Here is a 23,399-nt window from a genome sequence, read left to right on the forward strand (position 1 = left end):
ATCGACCGGATCGGCGTGCCACCCGACCACCACGCGCCCCTGACGCCGAAGGACGCGGCCGCAGGGCGCGATCCCGCCCTGGCCAAGGCCCTGACCTTGCTGCACAAGTGAAGGGACCTTTCGATGAGACAGATCCTGGCAGTCGCCGCGGGACTGGTCGTCCTCGCCGCGTCCGCCTGCTCCGCGCCCGCGCCGCCCCGGTCCGCTGCCAACCCGTCAGCCACGCCGACCGGCCCCGCCACCCTGCCCGCTCCCACCGGTGCCCATCCGGTCGGCACCACCGCCCTGTACCTGAAGGACGCCTCCCGCCCCGATCCCTGGGACCTCGACGTCGACGCCAGGGAGCTCAAGGTCACCCTGTGGTATCCGACCAAGCAGCGAGACGGGCAGCGGGCACCATACATGACGCCGAAGGAGTCGGAGCTCACCCTGAAGGGCCTGAGGATCGCGAGCGTGCCGTTCGACACGCTGAGCAAGACGCGAACCAACGCCGTCAAGGACGCCGACCCGGCGGGGCGGAAGCTTCCGCTTGTGGTGGTCTCTCCCGGCTTCACCAAGCCGATGAGCACGCTCACGTCCCTGGCCGAGGACCTGGCCAGCCGAGGGTACGTCGTGGCCGGGATCGACCACACCTACGAGAGCTACGCCACGACCTTCCCCGACGGGCGGGTCGCCGAATGCCTCGCCTGTGACAGCGACACCGACCCGGGCTTCGGCACGGGGGTGGCCCAGGGCCGGGCGGCCGACGTCTCCTTCGTCCTCGACCAGCTGACCTCCACCTGGGACCGGTCCAGCCTGATCGACCGCACCCGGATCGCGATGGTGGGCCAGTCGATCGGCGGGGCCGGCGCCGTGGCAGCCATGCTGAAGGACTCCCGGGTACGCGCCGGAGTCGACATGGACGGCACCACCTACGCCCGGATCCCCAAGAGTGGGTTCTCCCGGCCGTTCATGTTCCTGGGTTCGCAAGAGCATGTCCCCGGCGGCCGCGACAATTCGTGGGACCGCGACTGGAAGCTGCTGACCGGGTGGAAGCGATGGCTCGTGCTGTCGGGCGCGGAACACCAGTCCTTCACCGACGGCCCGCTGATGGCCGGCGCCCTCGGTATCACGCCCCCCTCCGGCGTTCTGCCCGCGGCGCGCTCCGCCGAGCTCACCCGCACGTACGTGGCGGCCTTCCTCGACCAGCACCTGAAGTCGCAGCGGCAGCCCCTCCTGGACAAGCCGTCATCACGCTACCCCGAGGTCACGTTCTGCCCCGCGACGTGTGGCAAATCCTGAGGCCGTCATCGGAGACAACCGGCGAGGAACGCATGTGACCAGGACCCGGCGCGACGACTCAGGGCACTGGCGGGCTGGTGGGGGCGGTGGCGCGGCGGAGTGTGCCGGTGCGGATCAGGCAGGCGACGGCGCTGATGTCGGTGTCCAGGGGGCGGTCGCCGTTCAGCGGCGGGCTGCTGTCGCGCAGCAGGGCGTGGCAGGCTCGGGTGGCGGAGCTGAGATGTTCGGGACCGCGCAGGTCGGCGGCCTGTGCCAGGGCGAGCAGGTGGATGGCGGCGACGTCGGTCGCCAGTTGCACGGCGGTGCGGGCGTGCCGGGCCGCGATCGTGGCCATGCTGACCTTGTCCTGGTTGTGGGCTTCGGTGGATCGGGAGAACGACCCGGCGGGCATGGTCAGGTGGAGTGCTTCCGCGGTAAGTGCGGAGGCGGCGATCTGGGCTCCTTTGAAGCCGTGGTGCAGTCCCGCGGCCGGATGGTCGGCGGCGACCGGGGGCATGAGGTTGGCGGGCAGGCCACAGTTGTACTTCTCGTCGACGACGAGCTGGAGCTGGCGGTCGATCAGATCTGCGACGCTGGCGGCCGCGCTGGTGATCGCCTGGACGGCGTGCGCGACGTGGCCGCCGTAGAAGTTGCCGCTGTAGTGCACCACGCCGTGACCGGACTCGTGGCAGGAGTCGGGGTCGAACAGCGGGTTGTCGTTGGCGGAGTTGATCTCGATGGTGAGCCACTGCCGGGTCCAGGCGAGGGTGTCGCGCAGCACCCCGATGACGTGGGGCGCGCAGCGTACGGAGTAGGGGTCCTGCACGCGCAGGCCGAGTTCGGCGTAGCCGTGGGCGGCCTCGGGCGTCCCCACCTGGTCAGCCCCGACGGAGGGGGAGCCGTGCAGCAGCCGGGCGATGCCCGCCGCGCTGTCGATCTGCCCCGGATGGGGCTTGTGCCGGTGCGGGAACGGTGCGAACGGCCCGGCCGGGCTGTGGCGGACCTGGGCGGTCAGGGCGGTGCACAGCTCGGCCGCCCAGGCCAGTTCGGCGGCTTCAGCGAAGGCCAGGGCGGCGTAGGCGGTCATGAACGAGGTCCCGTTCACCAGCGCGAGGGCCTCTTTGGCCTGCAGTTCGACGGGCCGCAGACCGTGTTCGAGCAGCGCGCGTGCCGCGGGCGACACCTGGCCGCCGGCCCTGAGATGGCCCTCGCCGAGCAGCGTCGCGGCGATGTAGGCCAGAGGCGCCAGATCGCCGCTGGCGCCGACCGAGCCCCGCTCCGGGATCACCGGCAACAGGTCGCTCTCCAGCAGGGCGAGCAGCAGGCGGACCGGTTCCTCACCGATCCCGGACACGCCGCGGGCCAGGCTGTTGGCGCGAATCAGCAGGGTGGCCCGTACGACGTCATCGGGCGCCTGCGGCCCGGTTCCGACCCTTAGGAAGCGCAGCAGGTTGCGTTGCAGGTCTGCGGCTTTGCGCGAGGCGATCTGGCGTCCGCTGCTGTCGCCGAAGCCGGTGGTCACGCCGTACACGGCCGCGCCGCTGGCCAGCAGATGGTCCTTGACCTTGCAGGAGCGTGCCATCGCGGCGCGAGCCTCGTCGGTCAGCCCGTACGTGCGGGCGCGGGGCTCGGTCGCGGCCTGGCGCGCCTGCTCAAGGGTCAGGTGATGGCCGTCGAGGAGCAGCCGGACAGCACCTGGCCCAGGCGCGGCCGTGGCCAAGGTTGGGGACGGCGGTGAGGTCGGGGATGAGATGGACGCCAAAGGGTCGCCTCTTTCGTCGGTGCCGGTTCCTTACGCCGGGGCACGCCGGCCCCAGGCCGAGGTCACGGCGAAGGAGATGTCCAGGAAGGCGGGGTCGTCGAACAGCCGCACCAGTTCCTCGAGCTCGGCGGCGGTGGCCAGGCCACGCCGGAGGAACTGCGGCGCCGTCTGAGCCAGGGTCACCCGCCAGAAGTCGTCGCCGGGCCCGCCGTCCCCGGCCATCACCTGAGTGGAGATCATGCGCACGCCGGTGAGCCCGGCCCCGGCCAGCGCCGCGGGCAGCCTGCGGCCCCACCGCGAGTCGCTGCCCATGTCGTCGGCCAGGATCTGCTCGAAGCGGAGACCGCCCGGCTGTCCACCGGTGCGGCGAATCCGGGTCCTACAACCTCTACGAGAGCGTAGGGTTCCGGCGGCGGAACGAGTACGTCCGCTTTCGAAAGCCGATCGACTTCTGATCCGACGGAGGTCGCTCTGTTCGGTGACGAAGGATGACCTTTCAGCCCGCGACTGCCTTGACGTAGGCCTTCACGTGGCCGGCAAGTTCAGACTCGGTCTGGTCGAGGTGCTCGAGGATGGTGTACCTGCCGGGGCGGGGTGAGCTTCCTGCTGCGATCGTGGCGATCCAGTCGTCGAGTAGGTGACCGTTGCGGCCGGTCATCATCGCGGCGAAGCCGCGGACGTGTTCAGACGATCCCCATCGGGTACTCGGGGACATCCGAATGTGCGTCACAACAGAGGCGGGGCCGAACCGATGAGCTTCGGGTTCGCTCGCGGTCGCACCGGGTACGCGAAGGCATCGGGTTTGACCGGAACCATGCGACCAGCACCTGTGCGACCATCAGCCACCTTCCCGCATCGATCACAGCCCATACGTGCCGAAGGGACCGTCATGCTGCTAGAGAACAAGACCGCCATCGTCTACGGCGGCGCCGGAGCGATCGGCTCCGCGGTCGCCCGCGTCTTTGCCGGCGAAGGCGCCACGGTCCACCTGACCGGACGCACTCGCGAACCTCTGGAGGAACTGGCCAACGCCATCTCCCGAACCGGGGGGCGCGTCGAGGTCGCCCCACTCGATGCGACCGACCGAGCCGCGGTCGAGCAGCACGCCGATACCGTCGCCCAGCGCTCTGCGGGCATCGACATCGCCTTCAACGCCACGTCCAACGACGACCTGCACGGCACACCGCTGGTCGACATGGCCGACGACGACGTGCTGCGCCCCGTCACCAAGGCAGTCACCACCCACCTGACCCTGGCCACCGCCGTCGCCCGCCACATGATCGGCCGCCGCACCGGCGTGATCCTGGCCATGGGCGGCGGCCGGGAAGCCATCCCCCGCCTCGGCGGCTCCCACACGGCCTGGTCCGCCCTCGCCGGCCTGTGCCGCCAGCTCGCCAGCGAACTCGGCCCGCACGGCATCCGGGTCTGCTGGCTGCTCTCTCCCGGCTCGCCCGATCCGTCCAACCCGCCCGACGATGACCCGGAGGCGAACGTAACCCTGCTCCACCGCCGGCCGCGACTCGAAGACGTCGCCAACGTCGCCGCCTTCGTCGCCTCCGACCGTGCCGCGACGATGACCGCCACCGAGGTCAACATCACCGGAGGCGCCGTCGTCGACTGAACGCACGTACCGCGCCACTCTCAGCTTCGGCGGCAGCGCGGTCCGGCTGCTCGGCCGGGCACGAGCCGAACTGCTCGAGGCGCTGCGGTCTCCCGCAACGACGACGGACCTGGCTCGTGCGCTCGGCGTCACGCCCAGCGCGGTGTCACAGCACCTCGGCGTCCTGCGCGAGAGCGGACTGGTTGCACGAGCGATCCGGGCGCGACGTCCTGCACACGACGACTGCTCTCGGGGCCCCTCATCGGGCGAACCATCCAGGACCCCTTACCGCGATGCCGTCCCGGCTCGCCACCGCCGTTTCCGCGTACCGGTTGTCTCCTCCCTGCCCGGCGAAGGCGGAGTGTCCGGTGACGAGCGGGCTCACGGGGTGGTGGTGAGGCATCTGGCGGTGTCGGAGCGCTCCTCGACGTTGCCGAGCCCGTCGGTGACGGCGGCCCAGTAGGTCTTCGGGTTGCTGGGCGAGCAGGCGAAGTTCACGCTGGTGAGATTGTCGTAGATGGGGTAGTGGGTGTCGTCGATGGACCAGCGGTAGGTGAACGGCAAATAGCCGGCGATGACGGTCGCCTTGCACCTGATCTTCAACCGGGTCCAGCTCTCGCAATCCACGCGGATGTACGGGATGACGGACGTGCGGGTGTCGGCGCGCGCCGCCGACCCTGTGGTCATGGTCATGGCGGCTGCCGTGCCCATGACCAGCAGGAGGCGGGTCAGCAGTCGGGAAAGTTCCATTCTTCGCCCCAGGAGAGTCGCTTGGACTGTTCCTTCTGAGGGAAACGCGCGGAGGCGGCCAGCGACAGGGCCACTACCGGCCCAGAAGCTCATGGCAGTGGTGCGATCGCAACCCATGGGACGCGTTCACGGTGGCCATGTCGAGCGCGGTGTCGGAGATCGACGGCCTCCTCTGGCCGGTCGTGGTCCGCTCCGCGGAAGTGTGGTGCCGCCCGACCTCGATCCCTGTGATCGATGCCTCCGGGACTGTACGGTTTATTGGACAGACACGTTGGGAAGCCCACTGAGACCGGCCCGCGATCATGTCTCTGCGCCGCGATCGATCTCCACCGGTTCCCGAGCCGGCCCGTGACGCCTTCCCATGCAGCCTCATGGCTCATGCACGACAAGGACGAGGCCCATGACTCAGACCAGTCCTCCCGGCCCTACCGAAGCCGGCGGCGACCAGCCCAGTCTGAAGCGGGTGATGGGCCCAGGCCTGTTGCTGCTGTTCATCATCGGCGACATCCTCGGAACCGGCATCTACGCGCTGACAGGCGAGGTCGCCGGCGAGGTGGGCGGCGCCGCCTGGCTCCCCTTCACCATCGCGTTCGTGGTCGCGCTGATCACGGCCTGCTCCTACCTGGAACTGGTCACGAAATATCCGGAAGCCGCAGGAGCCGCCCTGTACGTGCACAAGGCCTTCGGCAAGCATGTCCTGACCTTCCTGGTGTGCTTCGCCGTGATGTGCTCGGGCATCACCTCGGCGTCGGCGGCGTCGCGGGCCTTCGCCGCGAACCTGGCCACCGGACTCGGCCTGGACGTCGGGAACGGCGTCATCCTCATGATCGCCGTGGGCTTCATGCTCCTGGTGCTGGCCGTCAACCTCCGCGGCGTCGGCGAGAGTGTCAAGGCCAACGTCGTGCTCACCGCGATCGAGCTGTCGGGGCTGCTCCTTGTCATCGTGCTCAGCCTGACCTTCATCCTCGGTGGACAGGCGGACTTCTCCCGCGTCGTCGCCTTCGAGACCTCCGCAGACAAGAGCGTGTTCCTGGCGATCAGCGCTGCGACGTCGCTGGCCTTCTTCGCCATGGTCGGGTTCGAGGATTCGGTCAACATGGCAGAGGAGACCAAGGATCCGTCACGGATCTTCCCTCGGATGTTGTTCACCGGACTCGGGATCACCGGGCTGATCTACGTGCTCGTGTCCATCTGCGCCGTTGCCGTGGTCCCCGTCGGGCGGCTCGCCGACAGCGAGACGCCCCTGGTGACGGTGGTGCAGACCGCGACCCCCGGCGTTCCGATCGCCGACCTGTTGCCGTTCATCTCGATGTTCGCCGTCGCGAACTCCGCACTGATCAACATGCTGATGGCCAGCCGGCTCCTCTACGGGATGGGCAAGCGGGGTGTGCTGCCGCCGTTCCTGTCGAAGGTGCACCCCTCCCGGCGCACGCCGGAGGCGGCGATCCTGTTCACCACCGCAATCGCCGTCGCACTCATCACGGTCATCTCGCTGATCCCCGACAGCCCGGTCGTCGCGTTGCTGGGCGGGACGACGTCGCTGCTCCTGCTCGCGGTCTTCGCGATCGTCAATGTGGCCGTGCTCGTCCTGCGCAAGGACGAGACGGGGGTGGCGCACTTCAACGCGGGCCGCGTCCTCCCCGTGGCGGGCACGATCACCTGCCTCTACCTGGTCCTGCCGTGGTCCTCGGGGCGTCCGGTCGGCCAGTACCAGATCGCGGGAGTTCTGCTGGCGATGGGCCTGATCCTCTGGGGGCTGACCTCGCTGTCCGGCAAGCGGAAAGCTTGACCGGCGTCGTACCTGACCAGGGGAAACTCGTGGCCCGGCCGCCAGAACGCGATCTGGCGGCGAGGCTCCGCTTCGACGTGGTCAGGAACTGTCGCGTTTGGCTTGCCGGCGCGCCCCACTGGCCAGTGTCTTGGCCTGGCGGCGCCGCAGGGCCGCAGAATCCGGGCGGCGATCGGTCCGTTGGCTCGTCAGGGGGCGGGCCGCCGCATCGCCGGCCGACCTGGGTGGCGGGATGGGGGATTCCTGGCGTGCGGCGGCCAGCCGTCCAGCCTTGAGTTCCTTGGCGCTACGCCGTGCGGCCGCCGCAAGGTGGCGGCTGACCCGGGCCAGGGTGTCTTCGAACACCTCGGCCTTCTGGGCGTTGCGGCGGTTCTTCGGCCGTGCGTGGCCGCGCCCACCGAACTCCTCGACTCTGGCGCCGGCCTCGCGGCGGTAGAGCTTGACGTACTTGTTGCGGGCCCGGCGGACCCGCGTGTGCAACTCGACCAGCCCATCCTCGTCGAGCGTTGCCAGCTTTTCCTTGTCGGTCTCTCGCACCAGGCCCATCTCGGCCTCGGTCAACGAGTTCAGTAGAGCCTTCATGGCCCCGCCCCATTTCGTCTCCGGCGACAGTTTCTTGGACGCTTTCCTGACCGCTTCGTGCGTGGGAGGGCAATATAGACGATATCAACCCCCAGGTCAGGACCTGCTGGGTGAGGTAGCCAAGTCGCGGCGCCGCGACGGTTGACCCTGACGCAGGGGCAACCTCTCAGCATGGTGGCATGACCACGAGAACCACTGCGATCGAGGTCGCCGGACTGCGCAAGTCGTACGGCGATCATGAGGTAGTCGCCGGAGTCGACCTGACCGTCCCCGAAGGCACTGTCTACGCCCTGCTCGGGCCCAACGGGGCCGGCAAGACCACCACGGTCCGGATCCTGTCCACGTTGCTCCCCGCGGACGCCGGTGAGGCGCGGGTCGCCGGGCACGACGTACGCCGCGAGGCCGACCGGGTGCGCGCGTCGATCGGAGTGACCGGACAGTTCTCCGCCGTGGACGAGTTGCTGACCGGGCGGGAGAATCTGCGGCTGATGGCCGACCTCGGCCACCTCGACCGGTGCCGCGCGGAGACCGTGGGCGAGCGACTGCTGGAGCGGTTCGACCTGGTCGATGCCGCCGACCGGCGCGCGGCGACGTACTCCGGAGGCATGAAGCGGCGGCTGGACCTGGCGATGACCCTGGTGGCCGGGCCGCGGCTGATCTTTCTCGACGAGCCGACCACCGGCCTCGACCCGCGCAGCCGCCGTGACCTGTGGGGGATCGTGCGGGAGCTGGTGGCCGACGGGGTCACCGTCTTCCTCACCACCCAGTACCTCGAGGAGGCCGACCAGCTCGCCGACCGGATCGGTGTGCTCGACGGGGGCCGGCTGGTCGCCGAGGGCACCGCGGCCGAGCTGAAGCGGCTGGTCCCCGGCGGTCACATCGAGTTCCAGGTCGCCGACAGCGAGCGGGTGGCCGAGCTGGCGCGCCGGTTGCCCGAAGCGAGCCCGAACCCCCGGGCACTCACCGTGACCCTGCCGCACGACGGCAGCCTCACCACGCTGCGACGGCTGCTCGACGGGATCGACGACGACGCGGTCACCGGGCTCGCCGTGCGCACTCCGGATCTGGATGACGTGTTCCTGGCCCTCACCGGCCAGCCCACCACCGACGAGTCTCCCGAGGAGGTGGCGGTATGAGCACCGCTGCGTACGCCGTCCGCGACTCGGCGACCATGCTGCGTCGCAACCTGAAGCACCTGGCCCGGTATCCATCGCAGACGCTGATGCTGATCGGCCTGCCGCTGCTGTTCCTGCTGCTGTTCGTCTACGTCTTCGGCGGCACCATGGGCGCCGGTCTGCCGGGAGCCCCGGCGGGGGACCGCGGCGACTACCTGACGTTCATCACTCCCGGGATCCTGATGATGACGGTGGCGAGCGTATCCATCGGCACCGCGGTCTCCGTCGCCACCGACATGACCAACGGGATCATCGACCGGTTCCGGACCATGGCCATCGCCAAGGTCTCGGTGCTCACCGGCCACGTGCTCGGCGCGATGATCCAGACCGCGCTCGCGCTCGCGGTGGTCTTCGGGGTGGCGTTCCTGCTCGGTCTGGAGACCGCCGCCTCGGCGATGCAGTGGTTGGGCCTGGTCGGTCTGCTCGCGCTGCTGTCGTTCGCGATGACCTGGTTCACCGTGGGGCTGGGGCTGGCCAGCCCGAACCCGGAGACCGCGAGCAACTGGCCGATGATCTTCATACTGCTGCCGTTCGTGGGCAGCGGATTCGTGCCGGTCGAGTCGATGCCGGCCGGGCTGCGGGGGTTCGCCGAGCACCAGCCGTTCACGCCGATCATGGACGCCTTCCGAGGGCTGCTGGCCGGATCGCCGGATGGTTCGGACGCGATCTGGGCCGCCGGCTGGTGTGTGGTGATCGGACTGGTCGGCTACCTCTGGTCGCGGCGCCTCTACCGGCTCCGCGCCGCGAACTAGGAGACTGGTCCGATGCTGACCATCGGCGAGCTGGCGTCGTACGCCGGAGTCACGGTGCGCGCGGTGAGGCACTATCACGCCAAGGGGCTGCTGCCGGAGCCGGAGCGGGACCACTCCGGCTACCGGAGGTACGGTGCCGGCGCCGTGGTCGAGCTGATCAGGATCCGGACCCTCGCCGAGGCCGGGGTCCCGCTGGCGCGGGTGCGAGAGCTGCTACAGGCCGACGAGGAGGAGTTCGCCGCGGCGGTCGCGGACATCGACAAACGGCTGCGGGCGCAGATCCGGGAGCGGCAGCGGCACCGCGAGCGGATCGCCCGCCTCGCCGCCGGGGACAACCTGGTGCTGCCCCCGGAAGTGGTCGAGTTTCTCGACCGACTGCGGGCGCTCGGAGTCGACGAGCGGATCGTCCAGGTCGAACGCGACGGCTGGATCCCGCTGGCCGCGCACTCACCCGAGCGAGTCCCGGAGTGGATGGCACGCAAGCGGGAGCAGCTCGCCGACCCGCGGCTCGTCGACTTCTATCTCACCCTGGGCCAGGCTCTCGACCGGACCGACGACGACCCACGGCTGGTCGACCTGGCCGACAAGCTGGCCGCCTACATCACGCAGATGGCCGACGAGCAGGGCGAGGACTACGTCGACGATGCCGACATCGAGCCGCCGTTCGTCAAGCTGATGGACACACTGGCGTTCGACACCGCGCCGCCGGCCCGTCGACTGATCGACCTGCTGAAGAAGCGAGGCTGGACCGGCTGGACCAAGCTCGAGCGCGTGGACCCACTACGGGGTACGGCCGGAACACGGCAGGAAGACACCGCAGTGCGGCGTTCCCAGCGCCTGCGGTGACGGCGGGTGGGTGAATACTATGGGCATGGAGTTCTTCTGTTACCACCGTGACCGGCCCGGCTCCGTAGCGCTGCGCGACGAGCTACTGGAAGAGCATTGGTCCTATATGGACCAGTACGCCAAGGAGATGATCGCCCGGGGCCCGACCCTCGCCGACGACGGCGACACCCCCACAGGCAGCGTGCACATCCTCGACCTCCCCGATCTCGTCGCCGCCCGAGCGTTCGCCTTCGACGAGCCGAACTACCAGGCCGGCGCATACCGGGACGTGCTGCTGCGACGATGGCGCAACACGCTGGGGCGCACCATGTGGGATTTCCCCGGCGGCCGGAGCGGTGGCAATCGGTACCTGGTGCTCGGCCTCGGCGAGGGGGAGGCTGCCGACCTCGCCGTGCCGCCCGACAGGGACGCGCTGATCGCCTACGGGCCGCTGTTGTCCGACAACGGCGCCACCTGGCTGGGCACGGCGGCGCTGGTCCGGGCGCCGGACCCGGACACGGCACGCACCATGCTCACCACGGACCGGTACGCGGACATAGAGGTGCACAACTGGCAGTTCGGCGGGCGGCCCTCATAACCCCGAGGACTTGCCGATGGTGTTGGTGAGCGAGTTCCAACGGACGTGACAGAGATGTGAAGCAGCTTCGAAGCACCATCAGGACATGCTGATGATGCAGTCCTGGTCCCGAGAGATGCCGGGACGCGCGAGCGCAGCGCGAGGGTGGAGTGCGCGGCCACGCAGTACTCGCAGCCGTTCTCCACGCTGGCGGTGATCCACACCACGTGCTTGGCCGGCCCGGGCAGCGAGGACTTGCCGAACTGCTCGGCCAGCGCGTTGTATCCGGCGAGCAGCTCGGGCGATTCGGCCATCACCCCGTTCAGCGTGGTCACGAACCCCATGCGCTTCTTGGCGGCCTCCAGCATCGGGCGCGCCGCCTCGGGGGCGTCGCTCTCGTCGTACACGCGGAAATCGATCATCATCTCTCCTCGGTGCGGGTGAAACCATCCAGTACGGCGTGCACGCCCGCCAGTAGGTCGGCCGGCTCGGCTCCGGCCCGCGAGCGCAGGTTGACGCCGTAGGCCAACAGCGCGAGCGTTTGCGCGCCCGCCTCCACATTCACGTCGGGCCGCAGCTGGTCGTGTGCGCGCGCCGCCTGCAGCGCGGTGCGCAGCGCGGTGCGCATCGCCGCACGCAGCTCGTCGTGGTGCGCCTCCAGGACCTGCCGGACCTCGGGACGGTCCCGGCCGCCCGTGGCGTGCTCACCCGCGCAGCGCGCCGCCACCAGCCGTTCGAAGAAGCCGGCGATGGCCGGCAGCCCACGGCCGTCGGCGGCCAGGTCGTCGAACACCGGCCGTGACTGCCGCTGCAGATAGCGAGCCAGCGCGGCGGGGTCGTAGCGGAGGCGAAGCCGCTGGATTCTTGCCGCCGGCAAAGGTGAGGAACCCGGCGAACCTGACGATGCCCCTGGGCGGGTGGGTGTCGTAGAGAACGGCGCTGCCTCCGGGCCCGTTGATCTCCTGGATCGCGTCCATTTCCCAATGCCGCCTCAGCGACATGGCACTACTTTTAGGGGGCATCGTGAATGGGGTCCGCGCCAAGGGGTAACACCGACTGGACCTCCGCTGGAACATGGAGCGGGCGACCAGGTACGGGGGGTTGTCATGCCTGGGAAAGTACATCTGGCCCTAGCCGCCACGTTGGGCGTGGGAACGGCGGGTCTAGCCGTCACCGGGGCGGCCGACAGGATGCAGGAGCAACCGGCGGTCGAGGCCGTCATCAAGAGTGCCGAAGGAGAGAACGTCGGCCTACTCCGCGTTGAGCCACTGAATTCCACCACGTCCAGAGTCACCGTCAACGTGAGCAACATCCCGGCCGGCTATCACGGCATTCACATTCACACCAAGGGTGTCTGTGATGCCAGATCCACCGATCCATCCACCGGGAGCCCGTTCTTCAGCGCGGGCGGCCACTTCAACCTGGGGTCCGGATCCCACCCTCAACACGCCGGCGACCTACCCGCCCTCCTGGTGAGCGAGGACGGTAAGGGCGTCGCATCCGCTGTCACCGACCGATTCCGCGTGAAGCAGCTCTTCGACAGCGATGGCAGCGCTGTCGTCATCCATGCCGGGCCGGACAACCAGGCCCATATCCCCGACCGTTATCGCCAGGCGGATGGGAAGGCCGGTCCCGACGCCGACACTCTCAAGACAGGCGACTCAGGCGGCCGCATCGCCTGCGGCGTGCTCGAACAGCGCTGACGCCGCAGATGCGGCCGCGGTGCGGTCGGCAGGGGGCGGAGTAAGAACCGCCTCAGTACGGATGCAGGTTCCGGCGCGATCCCTTCATCGGCGGCAGGGTGGCGCCGATGACCCGCAGCTTCTTGCCGCGGGCCTGCCTGATCTGCTGGGCCGAGACGTCGGTGGGTGGCGCGCCGAGAGGGGAGGGGGCCTGGCTCATGCCGATGTCGTTGATGCCCTCCAGGATGATCACCGTACCCACGCCGGGTTGGCCGAGGGCGTCGCGCCGGAAGCGGGAGGTGGCCCTGTCGCCGAGCCACACCGAGTCGATCGTCACCCGGTTTCCGCCGATGCCCTGGTTCAGTACGGCGCGAGGCCGCCCGGCGGCGGCCAGGCGCTCGGCCAGCTCGTCGGGGTAGCGGTTGTCGGCGTCCGGCGGACCCTGAAGAGGCTCCTACGGCTACCGCGCGGGGCTCAGAATCGGGTGGAACTACCACGCTGGGAGTAGGAAGGGTTCCTCCCTGACGTGTGTAAGGGCAATCCGGACGGGCCCTACTGTGCAGGGATGAGGTACGAGCCCCGGTGGAACCCGATCGCGACGGATGTGGCGCTCGCGGTGGCGGTCGCCGTCTTTCTGACAGCCGGCGCTCTGTCTGCGCCTGACACGCAGCTTCTGGACTACGCGGCTGTCCTGGTCGGCTCCTTCGGGCTCGTCGCCTGGCGCAGGGCTCCGGTGACGGCCATGATCATCGCCACTGTCTGCATGTTGTTCTACTCGGTGCGCACGAATCCAGGGCCACCGGCGGCCTTCCCCGTACTGATCACGATCTATGCCACGGTCAGGGCAGGCCACCGGTTGCCCATGGTGGCCGCCGGCGTCGCGTTCCTGATCGGCACCCTGGCCGCCGGCCTGACCGGCGCCGCCGAGCAACCTGTCCAGGATCTGGCCGATCGCACGATGTTGCTGCTGGGCTGGTTCCTCGCCGCCGCGGTCGCGGGGACGGTCAGCAAGCACCGCCAGGCCTACCGGGAGCAGGCCGAGCAGCGGGTGCTGGAGGCCGAACGCACCCAGGAGGAGGTCGCGCTGCGGCGGGCGGGACAGGAGCGGTTGCGGATCGCCAGGGAGTTGCACGATTCGCTCACTCACAGCATCTCGATCATCAAGGTCCAGGCCGCGGTGGCCGTGCATCTCGCGCGCAAGCGCGGCGAGGAGGTACCGGCCGCGCTGCTGGCCATCCAGGAGGCCAGTGCTGATGCCATGCGCGAGCTGCGCGCCACCTTGGAGGTGCTGCGTGACACCGCGGGCGAGCCACCGGGCAGCGGACTGGACCAGCTGGACGGCCTGGTCGATCGGGTCCGCTCGGCGGGTCTGCCCACCACGCTGACGGTCACAGGGGATCGACGGGCCCTGCCCGACGCCGTGGACCGGGCCGCCTATCGCATCGTCCAGGAGGCGCTGACCAATGTCGCCCGTCACGCCGGTCCAGCGTCGGCCTCGGTGCATGTCGCGTACGGCCCGGCCGAACTCGCGCTCCACGTCGACGACGACGGATCGGCCACCCCGCAGCTGCCTCCCACGCCAGGCAACGGCCTGACGGGCATGCGCGAACGCGTCACCGCGCTCGGCGGCAGGCTGCACGCCCATCCTCGTCAACAGGGCGGCTTCACCGTCCGCGCCGAACTCCCCATCGAGGACCTGTCGTGATCGTCGCCGTCTCCTCGCTCGCGGCACGAGCTGTAGGCGATGGGAACGAGGCAGCGGCGGGTGGAGATCAGCTCAGCATGTGCTCGATCAGGTCGGCGGCCCGCTTGGTGCCGCCTTCGGCTCGTGCCTCGGCCCGGAGCCGCGTCGAGCGGCGGCCGACCTCCGGGTCGGCGACAAGTTCACTCAGGGCGGTCCGCAAGGTCTCGGCCGTGGCGTCCGGGGTGTCGATGCGGCGGGCGACGCCCAGCTCGACGAGACGGTCGGCGTTGAGGAACTGTTCGGCGGCCTGCGGAACGGCGATCATCGGAACACCGGCCAGCAGCCCTTCGCCGCAACCGCCCATACCGGCATGGGTGACGAAGGCGTCCGCCTGTTCCAGGATCGCCCGCTGGGGGACCCAGGAATGCACTTCGACGTTGGGCGGGATGTCACCCAGTTCCCGCGCGTCGGTGTGCCTGCCTATCTGCAGGACGACCTGCCAGCCCGGCAGGTCGCCGAAGGCCGCCAGGCACTGACGGTAGAACTCCGGCCGGCGGGTGTACGCCGAGCCCAGGGAGATCAGAAGGACGTTCTCGGCATCGACCGGACGTGTCCACCCGTCCTCCTCCCCGCGCCGGCCGTAACAGGGGCCGACGAAGGTCACCCTGTCGGTGTCGACCTGGTCGGCGTGCGGTTGCATCGCTCGGGGGATCAGGGCGAGGGCCCGTGCGGGCAGGCCGGAGAAGGTGTCCACGTCGGTGGTGGACGCCCCGGAGCCGGTGAGCCACTGTGCGAACCTCGCCCGGTAGGCGTCGGCGCCGGGCAGCCGCCGAAGGTGTGCCGCCACGTCCTGGTCGTAGCTCTTCCAGGCCACGAAGGTCGGGGACAACTGCAGGACGGGGCGGTCCTGCGCTTCGGCGAGGGCGCGCTCGGCGTAGGCGCCGATGTCGTACAGATAGAGGTCCGCACGGTCGTGGTCGTAGGCGGCGTGCAGCTGCGGGAGGGCCTGAACGGCGTCGGCGAGGAAGAGGCTCATCGCGGCGACGGGGTCGTCGGGCCAGTTGTTGTCGGCGACCGGCAGCACGGAGGTACAGGGGACCGGTTCGGCGCCGGTGCCGGCGATCAGCTCGCTGACCGCCGGGTCGTTGGCGTAGGTCACCCGATGGCCGCGTGCCACCAGCTCGCGGATGACCTCCAGGCTGGGCAGGATGTGGCTGACGACGGGGATGCCGACCATGGCGATGTGGGCGCGGCGACGGGACATGGAAGATCACTCGTTTCGCTGTAGTCGTGCGCACGGGACGTCGCGTCACGTGCGGCGGGTGTCCGGGGCGGCGGCTTCCAGGTCGGTGATGCTGCCCGACATGATCGTCCGCACGTGGCCGGTGATGTGCTCCGCCGGCCAGTCCCACCAGGCCACTGCCAGCAGCCGGGCGACGTCCTTGTCGCTGTAGCGGGTGCGGATGAGACGGGCCGGATTGCCGCCGACGATCCCGTAGTCGGGCACGTCCGAGGTGACCACGGCGCCGGCACCGATGATCGCGCCGTGTCCGATCCGTACGCCTGGCATCACCGTGACGCCGTAGCCGAACCAGACGTCGTTGCCGACGACGGTGTCCCCGCGGTTCGGCAGGCCGGCGAGCAGGTCGAAATGTTCGGACCACGAGCCGCCCATGGTGGGGAAGGGGAAGGTGGAGGGGCCGTCCATGCGGTGGTTGGCGCCGTTCATGATGAAGCGCACCCCCGTGCCCAGCGCGCAGAACCTGCCGATGACCAGCTTCTCCGGCCCGTAGTGGTAGAGCACGTTGCGTGTCTCGAACGCGGTCGGATCGTCCGGGTCGTCGTAGTAGGAATACTCCCCGACCTCGATCAACGGGGACTTGACCAGCGGCCGGAGCAGCACCACCCGCGGCTGTCCGGGCATGGGATGCACCACGGTCGGGTCGGCGGGCACATGGGGTCTCATGAATCGTTTCCTCTCGGACTTCTGCTGATGGCAGGTGCTCGCGGGCCTCGCGTGACGTCGGGACCTGGCGGCGGACGTCCGCCCGTCCTGGGCGAGGCAGCCCACGCGGCCGTCGGCCTGGATGACGATCTCTCCCTGGTCGGGCCGCTCACGCCCTGGGGTGAACGCTTCGGAAGAGCATCGATACCTCCACTAACGCGACAGTTGCTACTTTAAGATGCTGTCATGACGCTGTCTGCTGAGCAAACGGATTCCGAGCGATGACTTCCGCGGTTCCACCGTCAGAGGGCAGCCCGTCGGCGCCGCCGACCCGACGTCGCCCGGGTGGCCGCACCAGCCGCATCCGGACGCAGGTTCTCGACGCGGTCCGTGCTGAGCTGGGGGAGCGCGGTTACGACGAGCTCACCATGGAGGCTGTCGCGGCCCGGGCGGGCGTGCATCGCGCAACGGTGTACCGGCGCTGGCGGGATGTCGGTGGCCTGCTCGCCGACGTCTTCGAAGCGGCGGGTGACGATGACTGGCAGCCCCAGGACACGGGCTCCTTGCAGGGCGACCTGGCGGCACTGAACCACGAGAGCCAGGCGTCCCTGACTGCGCAGCCGCCCATCGTCGCAGCCCTGATCGCCGCCTCGTTCCGCTCCGAAGAAGCCGCCCGCGGCGTGCGGCGGCTCTGGGAGGACCGGTACACCCGCTGCGAGGTCATCGTCAGCCGCGCCGTTCAGCGCGGCGAACTCCCGCCGCACACCGACGCGCGGCGACTGCTCGTCGCCGCCACCGCGCCGGTGTACCACCAGCTGGTACTTCTCCGCACGCCACCCGACCCGGACCTTCCCGACCATGCGGCCAGGACTGCCGTCCTCGCCGCATCCGCCGGTGCCTTCGTCAGGCCCCCGCCGGTCGGCGACACCTGAGCGGAATGCCGGTCTGGCGGGTTGTGGCGTGGCCGGCCTGGTCGCCCGCGACGAGCTCACTCGGCCAGGGCGCGGCGCAGGGTGGCGCCGAGCTCGGCGACCTGCCGCTGTGACCGCCTGTGACCCGTGAAAGGTGCCGGGCCACTGGTGCAGCTCGACCGACACGCCCGCCCTCCGTCCGGGTTGCTGCGACGTAACGCTGAGTGATGCTTGTGACCGTGCGTGCTCGCGTAGGTGATCAGTTGGGGCCCTGCTCAGTTGGTGAGTCCCGGGGGAGGGAGTGGACAGCGGGCTCCCGACGGCTTGAACCGTCATTGGACCTTTCCCTGTAACTGCTCATGGCGGCGGACGTCGAGCACGGCGGTGTCGCTCCGGCCCCGGCGAGGTCATGTCAAGGGAGAAGGCGGAATATCCTGCCTGCGGTGCCTCGAACCACGTGACCGGAGGAGTCGATGCTGGGATGACGGCAGGGCGACCGATGCCCACACAGGACGACGTGCTGGGGTACTTCAACACGCTGTCGAACTGGGGACGGTGGGGCGACGACGACGAGCTCGGCACTCTGAACCACATCACCGACGACGTCCGGCTGGCGGCGGCGCGGGCCGTGCGCCATGGCAGGAGCGTGTCGTGCGCATGGGAGGTCGCCGTACCCGAAGACATGGAGCGGTCGACGACGACGTGCCCGTGCGCCGCCGACATGCCGGGTGCCGAGAACATGCCGGTGCCCGCATTCCGCCACGACCGGCGCTGGGGCTTTTCGGCCGAGCGGCTCGGCATCACGTTCCACGGCAACACCCTCACCCACGTCGACTCGCCGTGCCACATCTTCTGGGACGGCACGATGTACAACGGGCGGTCGCACTCATTGGTCGACGCCGCAACGGGATCGGCGTGGGCGGCCGTCACGGCGGCGGCGAACGGGATCATCACGCGTGGTGTCCTGCTGGACATCGCAAGGGTCCGCGATGTGCCGTGGTTGGAGCCGGGGCAGGGTGTGTTTCCCGACGATCTAGAGGAGGCCGAGCGTCGCCAGGGTGTGCGGGTGCGATCCGGCGATGCGGTACTCCTGCGGACCGGCTATGGCCGCGTCCGGCACGAGGCCGGTGAGGCCAGCGGTCTCACGCAGGCCGGCTGGCACGCGTCCTGCCTGCCGTGGCTGCATGAACGGGAAGTCGCGCTGATCGGCGCTGACACCCCCCAGGACGTTCAGCCGTCGGGGTACGAAGACATATTGATGCCGGTTCACGCCGTGAGCCTCGTTGCGATGGGTCTGTGGATGCTCGACAACTGCGATCTGGAGGTGTGCGCGACGACGGCTGCCGAGCTCGGCCAGTGGGACTTCCACCTCGCAGTCGCGCCGGTCCGCTTCGCCGGTACGTCCGGCAGCCCGGTCAACCCGATCGCCACATTCTGACCGCGGTTCACGAGGGGGTGCGACGCCATGAAGGACCCAGCCCGCACCTGGAACACGGTCGTGGTCGGTGAGGACACGCCGTGCTGGTCGGGGAACCAGGCGGCACGAGCGCCCCAAGGCGGGGTGTCGCAGCGAGCGATGGCTGCCGGCCGGACTGTTCGACTCGTCGGAGGCGGGTGCCTACGTCGGTGGTGCTCGGCCGCGTGAGGAGAGCCGATGGCCGTTGAGTAATCAGACCGCGAAAATTAGTCTCAATTTGGACCGGAAACCTCTGTGCGTCTCACTCGCTACGTCCCGGTGCCTGCATGGGAGGTACGGTGACACCCGAATCGATCCCCGCCATCGATCACATTTCGGCCGGATACGACCCGGATCCGGTGCTGTCGATGTCATTGCACGCCGATGCCTACACGGATCCGAAGTGGTTCGACGTCGACCAGCGGGCGATCTTCGCTCGTACGTGGCAGTGGCTCTGCCATGTGGAGAAGCTGCGGGAGGCCGGAAGCTATGTGACCGGCACGGTGGCCGGCATGCCGATCGTCGCCGTCCGGGACGAAGCCGGCACGCTGCGGGCGTTCTACAACGTGTGCAAGCACCGGGCGCACGAACTGTTGTCCGGTTCCGGCGTCCGGCGCAGCATCGTGTGCCCCTACCATGCCTGGAACTTCGACCTGACCGGCCAGTTGAGGCGGGCGCGCAACACCGGCGGCATGCCGGGCTTCGACACCTCCACGGTGTGCCTGGACCAGATCCAGGTCACCGAGTTCGGCGGCATGGTCTACGTCAACCTCGACCCCGAGGCGGCCCCTCTGCCTTTGCAGGCCGGGGGACTGGAGACGGACATCGAGGCGCGGGCGCCGGACGTGGCCAAGCTGACCCTCGCCCGCCGGCTCACCTACGACATCGCCTCCAACTGGAAGAACGTCGTCGACAATTTCCTGGAGTGCTACCACTGCCACGTGGCCCACAAGGACTTCGTGTCCCTGGTCGACATGAGCACCTACAAGGTCACCACGTACGGGATCTACTCCAGCCACATGGCTCAGGCGGGGAGAACGGAGAACTCCGCCTACGACGTGTCAGGTGCGACGGTCACCGAGCATGCGGTGTGGTGGCTGTGGCCCAACACCTGCCTGCTGCGCTATCCCGGCCGCGGGAACTTCATGGTGTTGCAGATCATCCCTGACGGCCCGGAACGGACTCGCGAGATCTGGGACTTCTACCTGGAGACCGAGGAGCCCAACGGGACCGAGCAGGACAGCATCCGGTACATCGACGAGGTCCTCCAGGTGGAGGACATCGCCTTGGTGGAGAGCGTCCAGCGCGGGATGCGCACCCCTGCGTTCACCCAGGGAAAGATCGTTTATGCCCCCGACGGGTCCGGATTGTCGGAGCACGCGGTCCATCATTTCCACGGCCTCGTCCTGGACGCGTACCGACACGAGCTCGGTCGGCCGTCATCAGGGTGACCTCGAATGCGGATGGCGTTTTCCACCCCTCTGAAGTGAAGTGAGTCAGGCAAAAGCCCGATGGAGGACGAGTGGTCCGAGCCGCGACAGCCGATGACATGCCCGCCGTGCGGAAAGTCGCCAAAGGGTTCGGCCTGCTGGCCGGATGGTCCGGGACACCCGACTTCCTCGACGCCGAGCGTTCTTTCGGCACGCTCCTCTTCGCCCCGGACGACGCCGGTGAAGCCCTCGGCTTCGGTGGCACGCTACGACGTGGTCCCGTCACCCACCTGGGTGACCTGTTCGTGCTGCCCGAGCATCAGTCCTCAGGGGTGGGCCGGACCCTGCCCGCGGAGTTGCTCTGCGGAAACGGGCCGACAGTGACGTTTGCCTCGTCCGACCCACGCGCCATCGCCCTCTACGTCCGGTACGGCCTGCGTCCCTGGACCCCGCTGCTCTACCTGACTGGGCCGACCGCGGGACTCCCCACGCCGCCGGTGCGGCGCACGCGGGCGGAGGATGTCGCGGCCCTGGACGCCCTCGCCTCCGGAGGCGACCGGCGCGCCACCCTTGCCTGGTACGCCGACCTGCCGGGCGTCACCATGTACGCAACGGACCGAGGCTACGCCGCTGTCCGCCAGACCGGCCACAATGTCATGATCGGCCCAGCCGGCGGGGCCACCCCGCAGCACTGCGCGGACGCGGTGCTCGGCGCCCTCGCCACCACCGAGGCGCGCACCGCCCGGATCGCGGTCCCGGGAACGCATCCCCTTGTGCCCGCGCTGCTCGGCGCCGGCTGGCACATCGCGGACATGGACACCTTGATGGCCGACGTGCCGTAGGCGACGATGCCGCCCGGCAGCACCATCCTGCTCATTCCGGAGGTGTAGGTGGCGGGCAGCAGGCCGGGCAGGCGGTCCTGGACGGCGTCGTCCAGTGCGAGCTTGCCCTCGGCCACCAGCTTGAGCACGACGGCCGTGGTGAACATCTTGGTCACGCTGCCGACGCGGAAGCGCATGTGCTCGGAGGCCTTGTGCTCGGAGGCGACGTCGGCCACGCCGCTGACGCCCTTCCAGGAGCCCGCCAGGCCGCCCACCCGGACGATGGCGCCGGTGGCGTCGGCGGCCGGCAGGCCCGCGATGGACTTCTTCAGCGAGACGGCATGGCGCTGGGCTGATCACGACAGGAGGTGTCGCCAGCGCTCGGCCGACTCCAGCGTGTCCAGGCTGATCTGCTCCAGGAACGCCCCGCCCCGGGCCAACCGGCGCCCCACGGGCGTGTCGAGCCCGAACGTCTCCGCCGCCCCCTTGGCGACCTCCGCCGCCTCGAGCGTCTGCCGCGAGCTGGTCACCATCGAGTGGTACCAGGCGTCGTCGTCGACCACGTAGATGTCGCGAGGCCGCTGCGGGTCGCGCTCGCGCCTGATCAGGCCCTGCTGGATCAGGTAGCCCACGGCCATGGAGACCGAGGCCGGGCTGACCTTCAGCCTGCGCGTCAGCTCGGCCGCGGTGAGCCTGCCGTCCTCACTCAGCCACAGGCCGATGAGCACGCGCGCCATCATCTTCGGCAGCCCCATCCCGACCGTCATCTCGACGGCCCCGTCTTCCACCTCGCCCGCCTTGCAGTCCGGCGGCCCGGCCACGGGCGGGGGAGCCGGGGTGCCGCGCCGCGCCCGCCGCTCCGTCGCCCGGTGCGCCTGCTCGGGCCGGTAACCGCCGGGGCCGCCGTTGCGGCCGACCTCCCGGCTGATCGTCGAGGTCGGCCGGTCGAGCCGCCTGGCGATCTCGGCATAGGAGAGCCCGTCGGCGAGGCCGGTCGCGATGCGCTGACGGTCCCGCTGGGTCAACCTTCCTCTTTGCATGACGCCATTATTGCGTTCGCCGCCACCCAGTGCAACGCGGCATTGCATTCGGGTCCAGCGTCATTGCATCAGTTTTCCTGCTTTGACCTGCGAATATACAGACGATGAATTGACAATTGTTCTGAACGCAACGTAGCTTTCAAGCTATGTCGAACACGTACTATCGTGAAGAACCGGTCGCCCCGTCCTTCGACCGCGCACCCGCCTGCCCCTTCGACCCCGCCCCCGAGGTCACCGCCCTGCGCGCCGAGCAGCCGATCGTGCCCCTGGCCGCGCCCGAAGGCGCCCCCGGCGTCTGGCTGGTCTCCGGCTACGACCAGGTCCGCCAGCTCCTCGCCGACCCGCGCTTCAGCTCCCGCTACGAGACCCAGTACCACCCAGTGGTGGGCGGGCACCTGCCGCCCGCCCCCGTCGGCGACCTGACCGGCATGGACGCGCCCCAGCACACCCGCTTCCGCAAGATGCTGGCGGGCAAGTTCACCGTCCGCAGGATGAACCTGCTCACCGAGCGAGTCACCGAGATCACCCGTGAGCGGCTCGACGCGATGGAGCGGCAGGGGCCGCCCGCCGACCTCGTCGAGGTCTTCGCCCAGCCCGTCCCCGCCATGATGATCTGCGAGCTGCTCGGCGTGCCGTACGAGGACCGCGAGCAGTTCCAGGACCAGACGCGGGCCGTCTCGGACACCGGGAGCCCCGAGGCCCAGTACGCCGCCTTCATCGAACTCGGCGAATACCTGCGGGACCTTGCCCTCGCCAAGCGTGCCAAGCCGACTGACGACCTGCTCAGCGACCTGGCCACCGGCAGCGACCTGACCGACGAGGAGCTCGGCGGCGTGGCCGCCTTCCTGCTCGGCGCCGGCCTGGACACCACCGCCAACATGCTCGCGCTCGGCACCTTCGCCCTGCTGCGCAACCCGGCCCAGCTCGCCGCCCTGCGCGACGACCCCGGCCTGGCCGCCGGCGCCGTGGAGGAGCTGCTGCGCTACCTGTCCATCGCGGCCACCGGCATGCGCGGCGTGCTGGAGGACGTCGAGCTCGGCGGCAGGCAGCTCAAGGCAGGCGACACGGTCATCATCGCGCTCAACGCCGCCAACAGGGACCCAGCCAAGTTCCCCGACTCCGACATGCTCGAACTGCGCCGCCCGGCCACCGGGCACCTGGCCTTCGGTCACGGCGTCCACCAGTGCCTCGGCCAGCAGCTCGCGCGCATCGAGATGCGCGTCGCCTTCCCCGCGCTGCTCACCCGATTCCCCGCGCTAAGGCTCGCCGTTCCGGCAGAAGAGGTGCCGCTGCGCACCGACCCCTCGCAGATCTACGGCGTGCGCGGCCTGCCCGTCACCTGGGACCGGGGGTGAGCG

The 23,399-nt window shown here is 69.5% G+C and carries 24 protein-coding genes and 3 pseudogenes; 15 read left to right on the forward strand and 12 right to left on the reverse strand.

All coding sequences use genetic code 11. From position 1 onward, the window contains the following. Nucleotides 1-123: 123 nt before the first annotated feature. Nucleotides 124-1,281: an alpha/beta hydrolase family protein gene (locus V5E28_RS44235; RefSeq protein WP_336216158.1), complete on the forward strand. Its 1,158-nt coding sequence runs from the start codon at nucleotides 124-126 to the stop codon at nucleotides 1,279-1,281. A 58-nt stretch (nucleotides 1,282-1,339) separates the two neighbouring features. Here V5E28_RS44235 and V5E28_RS44240 read toward each other — a convergent pair whose 3' ends face one another. The 3 genes from V5E28_RS44240 to V5E28_RS44250 form a co-directional block, all read right to left on the reverse strand. Beyond that, nucleotides 1,340-2,980: an HAL/PAL/TAL family ammonia-lyase gene (locus V5E28_RS44240; protein ID WP_336216160.1), complete on the reverse strand. Its 1,641-nt coding sequence runs from the start codon at nucleotides 2,978-2,980 to the stop codon at nucleotides 1,340-1,342. A 72-nt stretch (nucleotides 2,981-3,052) separates the two neighbouring features. After that, the gene (locus tag V5E28_RS44245) at nucleotides 3,053-3,334 is read right to left on the reverse strand and encodes a hypothetical protein (protein WP_336216161.1); all 282 of its coding nucleotides are present in this window, start codon (nucleotides 3,332-3,334) and stop codon (nucleotides 3,053-3,055) included. Between the two features lie 184 nt (nucleotides 3,335-3,518). Beyond that, nucleotides 3,519-3,737, reverse strand: coding sequence for a hypothetical protein (locus V5E28_RS44250; RefSeq protein WP_336216162.1), 219 nt, complete (start codon nucleotides 3,735-3,737; stop codon nucleotides 3,519-3,521). 174 nt (nucleotides 3,738-3,911) lie between these two features. Between V5E28_RS44250 and V5E28_RS44255 the strand changes: the two genes are divergently transcribed. After that, nucleotides 3,912-4,643 (forward strand): SDR family NAD(P)-dependent oxidoreductase, encoded by a 732-nt coding sequence (locus V5E28_RS44255; protein ID WP_336216163.1) that lies wholly within the window; start codon nucleotides 3,912-3,914, stop codon nucleotides 4,641-4,643. Nucleotides 4,644-4,752: 109 nt separating this feature from the next. Continuing rightward, nucleotides 4,753-5,085, forward strand: a complete 333-nt coding sequence (locus tag V5E28_RS44260; protein ID WP_336216227.1) for an ArsR/SmtB family transcription factor — start codon at nucleotides 4,753-4,755, stop codon at nucleotides 5,083-5,085. Here V5E28_RS44260 and V5E28_RS44265 read toward each other — a convergent pair. Further along, the gene (locus tag V5E28_RS44265; protein WP_336216164.1) at nucleotides 5,004-5,372 is read right to left on the reverse strand and encodes a hypothetical protein; all 369 of its coding nucleotides are present in this window, start codon (nucleotides 5,370-5,372) and stop codon (nucleotides 5,004-5,006) included. The genes V5E28_RS44260 and V5E28_RS44265 overlap by 82 nt on opposite strands. A gap of 400 nt (nucleotides 5,373-5,772) precedes the next feature. Here V5E28_RS44265 and V5E28_RS44270 point away from each other — a divergent pair, with 400 nt between their 5' ends. Continuing rightward, nucleotides 5,773-7,161: an APC family permease gene (locus tag V5E28_RS44270; RefSeq protein ID WP_336216166.1), complete on the forward strand. Its 1,389-nt coding sequence runs from the start codon at nucleotides 5,773-5,775 to the stop codon at nucleotides 7,159-7,161. A gap of 81 nt (nucleotides 7,162-7,242) precedes the next feature. Here the strand turns inward: V5E28_RS44270 and V5E28_RS44275 are convergent, their stop codons facing one another. Further along, the gene (locus tag V5E28_RS44275) at nucleotides 7,243-7,743 is read right to left on the reverse strand and encodes a hypothetical protein (protein WP_336216167.1); all 501 of its coding nucleotides are present in this window, start codon (nucleotides 7,741-7,743) and stop codon (nucleotides 7,243-7,245) included. 179 nt (nucleotides 7,744-7,922) lie between these two features. On the opposite strand from V5E28_RS44275, the gene V5E28_RS44280 reads away from it, so the two are divergent. Genes V5E28_RS44280 through V5E28_RS44295 form a run of 4 tightly spaced genes read left to right on the forward strand, consistent with a single transcriptional unit; the run spans nucleotide 7,923 to nucleotide 11,093 of the window. Continuing rightward, nucleotides 7,923-8,879: an ATP-binding cassette domain-containing protein gene (locus V5E28_RS44280; RefSeq protein ID WP_336216169.1), complete on the forward strand. Its 957-nt coding sequence runs from the start codon at nucleotides 7,923-7,925 to the stop codon at nucleotides 8,877-8,879. After that, nucleotides 8,876-9,670 carry an ABC transporter permease gene (locus V5E28_RS44285; protein WP_336216171.1) on the forward strand — a complete coding sequence of 265 codons (795 nt, stop codon included), beginning with the start codon at nucleotides 8,876-8,878 and terminating at the stop codon, nucleotides 9,668-9,670. The genes V5E28_RS44280 and V5E28_RS44285 overlap by 4 nt, the downstream gene beginning before the upstream one ends. Nucleotides 9,671-9,682: 12 nt before the next feature. Beyond that, nucleotides 9,683-10,516, forward strand: coding sequence for a MerR family transcriptional regulator (locus tag V5E28_RS44290; RefSeq protein WP_336216173.1), 834 nt, complete (start codon nucleotides 9,683-9,685; stop codon nucleotides 10,514-10,516). A gap of 25 nt (nucleotides 10,517-10,541) precedes the next feature. Next, nucleotides 10,542-11,093, forward strand: a complete 552-nt coding sequence (locus V5E28_RS44295) for a YciI family protein (protein WP_336216175.1) — start codon at nucleotides 10,542-10,544, stop codon at nucleotides 11,091-11,093. A 134-nt stretch (nucleotides 11,094-11,227) separates the two neighbouring features. On the opposite strand, the pseudogene V5E28_RS49860 reads toward V5E28_RS44295, so the two are convergent. Both V5E28_RS49860 and V5E28_RS44300 read right to left on the reverse strand, forming a co-directional pair. Next, a pseudogene (locus tag V5E28_RS49860) lies at nucleotides 11,228-11,497 on the reverse strand (carboxymuconolactone decarboxylase family protein); the annotation flags it as partial. Then, nucleotides 11,494-11,949, reverse strand: coding sequence for a hypothetical protein (locus V5E28_RS44300; protein ID WP_336216176.1), 456 nt, complete (start codon nucleotides 11,947-11,949; stop codon nucleotides 11,494-11,496). The pseudogene V5E28_RS49860 and the gene V5E28_RS44300, both read right to left, overlap by 4 nt. Before the next feature lie 313 nt (nucleotides 11,950-12,262). Here V5E28_RS44300 and V5E28_RS44305 point away from each other — a divergent pair, with 313 nt between their 5' ends. Then, nucleotides 12,263-12,775: a superoxide dismutase family protein gene (locus tag V5E28_RS44305; RefSeq protein ID WP_336216178.1), complete on the forward strand. Its 513-nt coding sequence runs from the start codon at nucleotides 12,263-12,265 to the stop codon at nucleotides 12,773-12,775. A 52-nt stretch (nucleotides 12,776-12,827) separates the two neighbouring features. On the opposite strand, the pseudogene V5E28_RS44310 reads toward V5E28_RS44305, so the two are convergent. Then, nucleotides 12,828-13,181, reverse strand: a pseudogene (locus tag V5E28_RS44310) (GDSL-type esterase/lipase family protein); the annotation flags it as partial. A 138-nt stretch (nucleotides 13,182-13,319) separates the two neighbouring features. Here V5E28_RS44310 and V5E28_RS44315 point away from each other — a divergent pair. Next, nucleotides 13,320-14,459, forward strand: coding sequence for a sensor histidine kinase (locus V5E28_RS44315; protein ID WP_336216179.1), 1,140 nt, complete (start codon nucleotides 13,320-13,322; stop codon nucleotides 14,457-14,459). A gap of 67 nt (nucleotides 14,460-14,526) precedes the next feature. Here V5E28_RS44315 and V5E28_RS44320 read toward each other — a convergent pair whose 3' ends face one another. Further along, nucleotides 14,527-15,702: a macrolide family glycosyltransferase gene (locus tag V5E28_RS44320; RefSeq protein WP_336216180.1), complete on the reverse strand. Its 1,176-nt coding sequence runs from the start codon at nucleotides 15,700-15,702 to the stop codon at nucleotides 14,527-14,529. 45 nt (nucleotides 15,703-15,747) lie between these two features. After that, nucleotides 15,748-16,404: a CatB-related O-acetyltransferase gene (locus tag V5E28_RS44325; protein WP_336216182.1), complete on the reverse strand. Its 657-nt coding sequence runs from the start codon at nucleotides 16,402-16,404 to the stop codon at nucleotides 15,748-15,750. Between the two features lie 260 nt (nucleotides 16,405-16,664). Here V5E28_RS44325 and V5E28_RS44330 point away from each other — a divergent pair, with 260 nt between their 5' ends. The 4 genes from V5E28_RS44330 (at nucleotide 16,665) to V5E28_RS44345 (ending at nucleotide 21,022) form a co-directional block, all read left to right on the forward strand. Further along, nucleotides 16,665-17,315 (forward strand): TetR/AcrR family transcriptional regulator, encoded by a 651-nt coding sequence (locus V5E28_RS44330; protein WP_336216183.1) that lies wholly within the window; start codon nucleotides 16,665-16,667, stop codon nucleotides 17,313-17,315. Nucleotides 17,316-17,793: 478 nt separating this feature from the next. Continuing rightward, the gene (locus tag V5E28_RS44335) at nucleotides 17,794-18,732 is read left to right on the forward strand and encodes a cyclase family protein (protein ID WP_336216184.1); all 939 of its coding nucleotides are present in this window, start codon (nucleotides 17,794-17,796) and stop codon (nucleotides 18,730-18,732) included. A 317-nt stretch (nucleotides 18,733-19,049) separates the two neighbouring features. Continuing rightward, nucleotides 19,050-20,201, forward strand: a complete 1,152-nt coding sequence (locus tag V5E28_RS44340) for an aromatic ring-hydroxylating oxygenase subunit alpha (protein WP_336216185.1) — start codon at nucleotides 19,050-19,052, stop codon at nucleotides 20,199-20,201. A gap of 107 nt (nucleotides 20,202-20,308) precedes the next feature. After that, nucleotides 20,309-21,022 (forward strand): GNAT family N-acetyltransferase, encoded by a 714-nt coding sequence (locus tag V5E28_RS44345; protein ID WP_336216187.1) that lies wholly within the window; start codon nucleotides 20,309-20,311, stop codon nucleotides 21,020-21,022. Between the two features lie 68 nt (nucleotides 21,023-21,090). On the opposite strand, the pseudogene V5E28_RS44350 reads toward V5E28_RS44345, so the two are convergent. Both V5E28_RS44350 and V5E28_RS44355 read right to left on the reverse strand, forming a co-directional pair. Then, nucleotides 21,091-21,276: pseudogene (locus V5E28_RS44350) on the reverse strand (serine hydrolase); the annotation flags it as partial. An 81-nt stretch (nucleotides 21,277-21,357) separates the two neighbouring features. Continuing rightward, nucleotides 21,358-22,026 (reverse strand): GbsR/MarR family transcriptional regulator, encoded by a 669-nt coding sequence (locus tag V5E28_RS44355; protein ID WP_336216188.1) that lies wholly within the window; start codon nucleotides 22,024-22,026, stop codon nucleotides 21,358-21,360. 161 nt (nucleotides 22,027-22,187) lie between these two features. On the opposite strand from V5E28_RS44355, the gene V5E28_RS44360 reads away from it, so the two are divergent. Then, nucleotides 22,188-23,396 carry a cytochrome P450 gene (locus V5E28_RS44360; protein ID WP_336216189.1) on the forward strand — a complete coding sequence of 403 codons (1,209 nt, stop codon included), beginning with the start codon at nucleotides 22,188-22,190 and terminating at the stop codon, nucleotides 23,394-23,396. Nucleotides 23,397-23,399: the final 3 nt, after the last annotated feature.

The sequence above is a fragment of the Nonomuraea sp. LPB2021202275-12-8 genome, assembly GCF_037044575.1.
In the GTDB taxonomy this organism is placed as follows: domain Bacteria; phylum Actinomycetota; class Actinomycetes; order Streptosporangiales; family Streptosporangiaceae; genus Nonomuraea.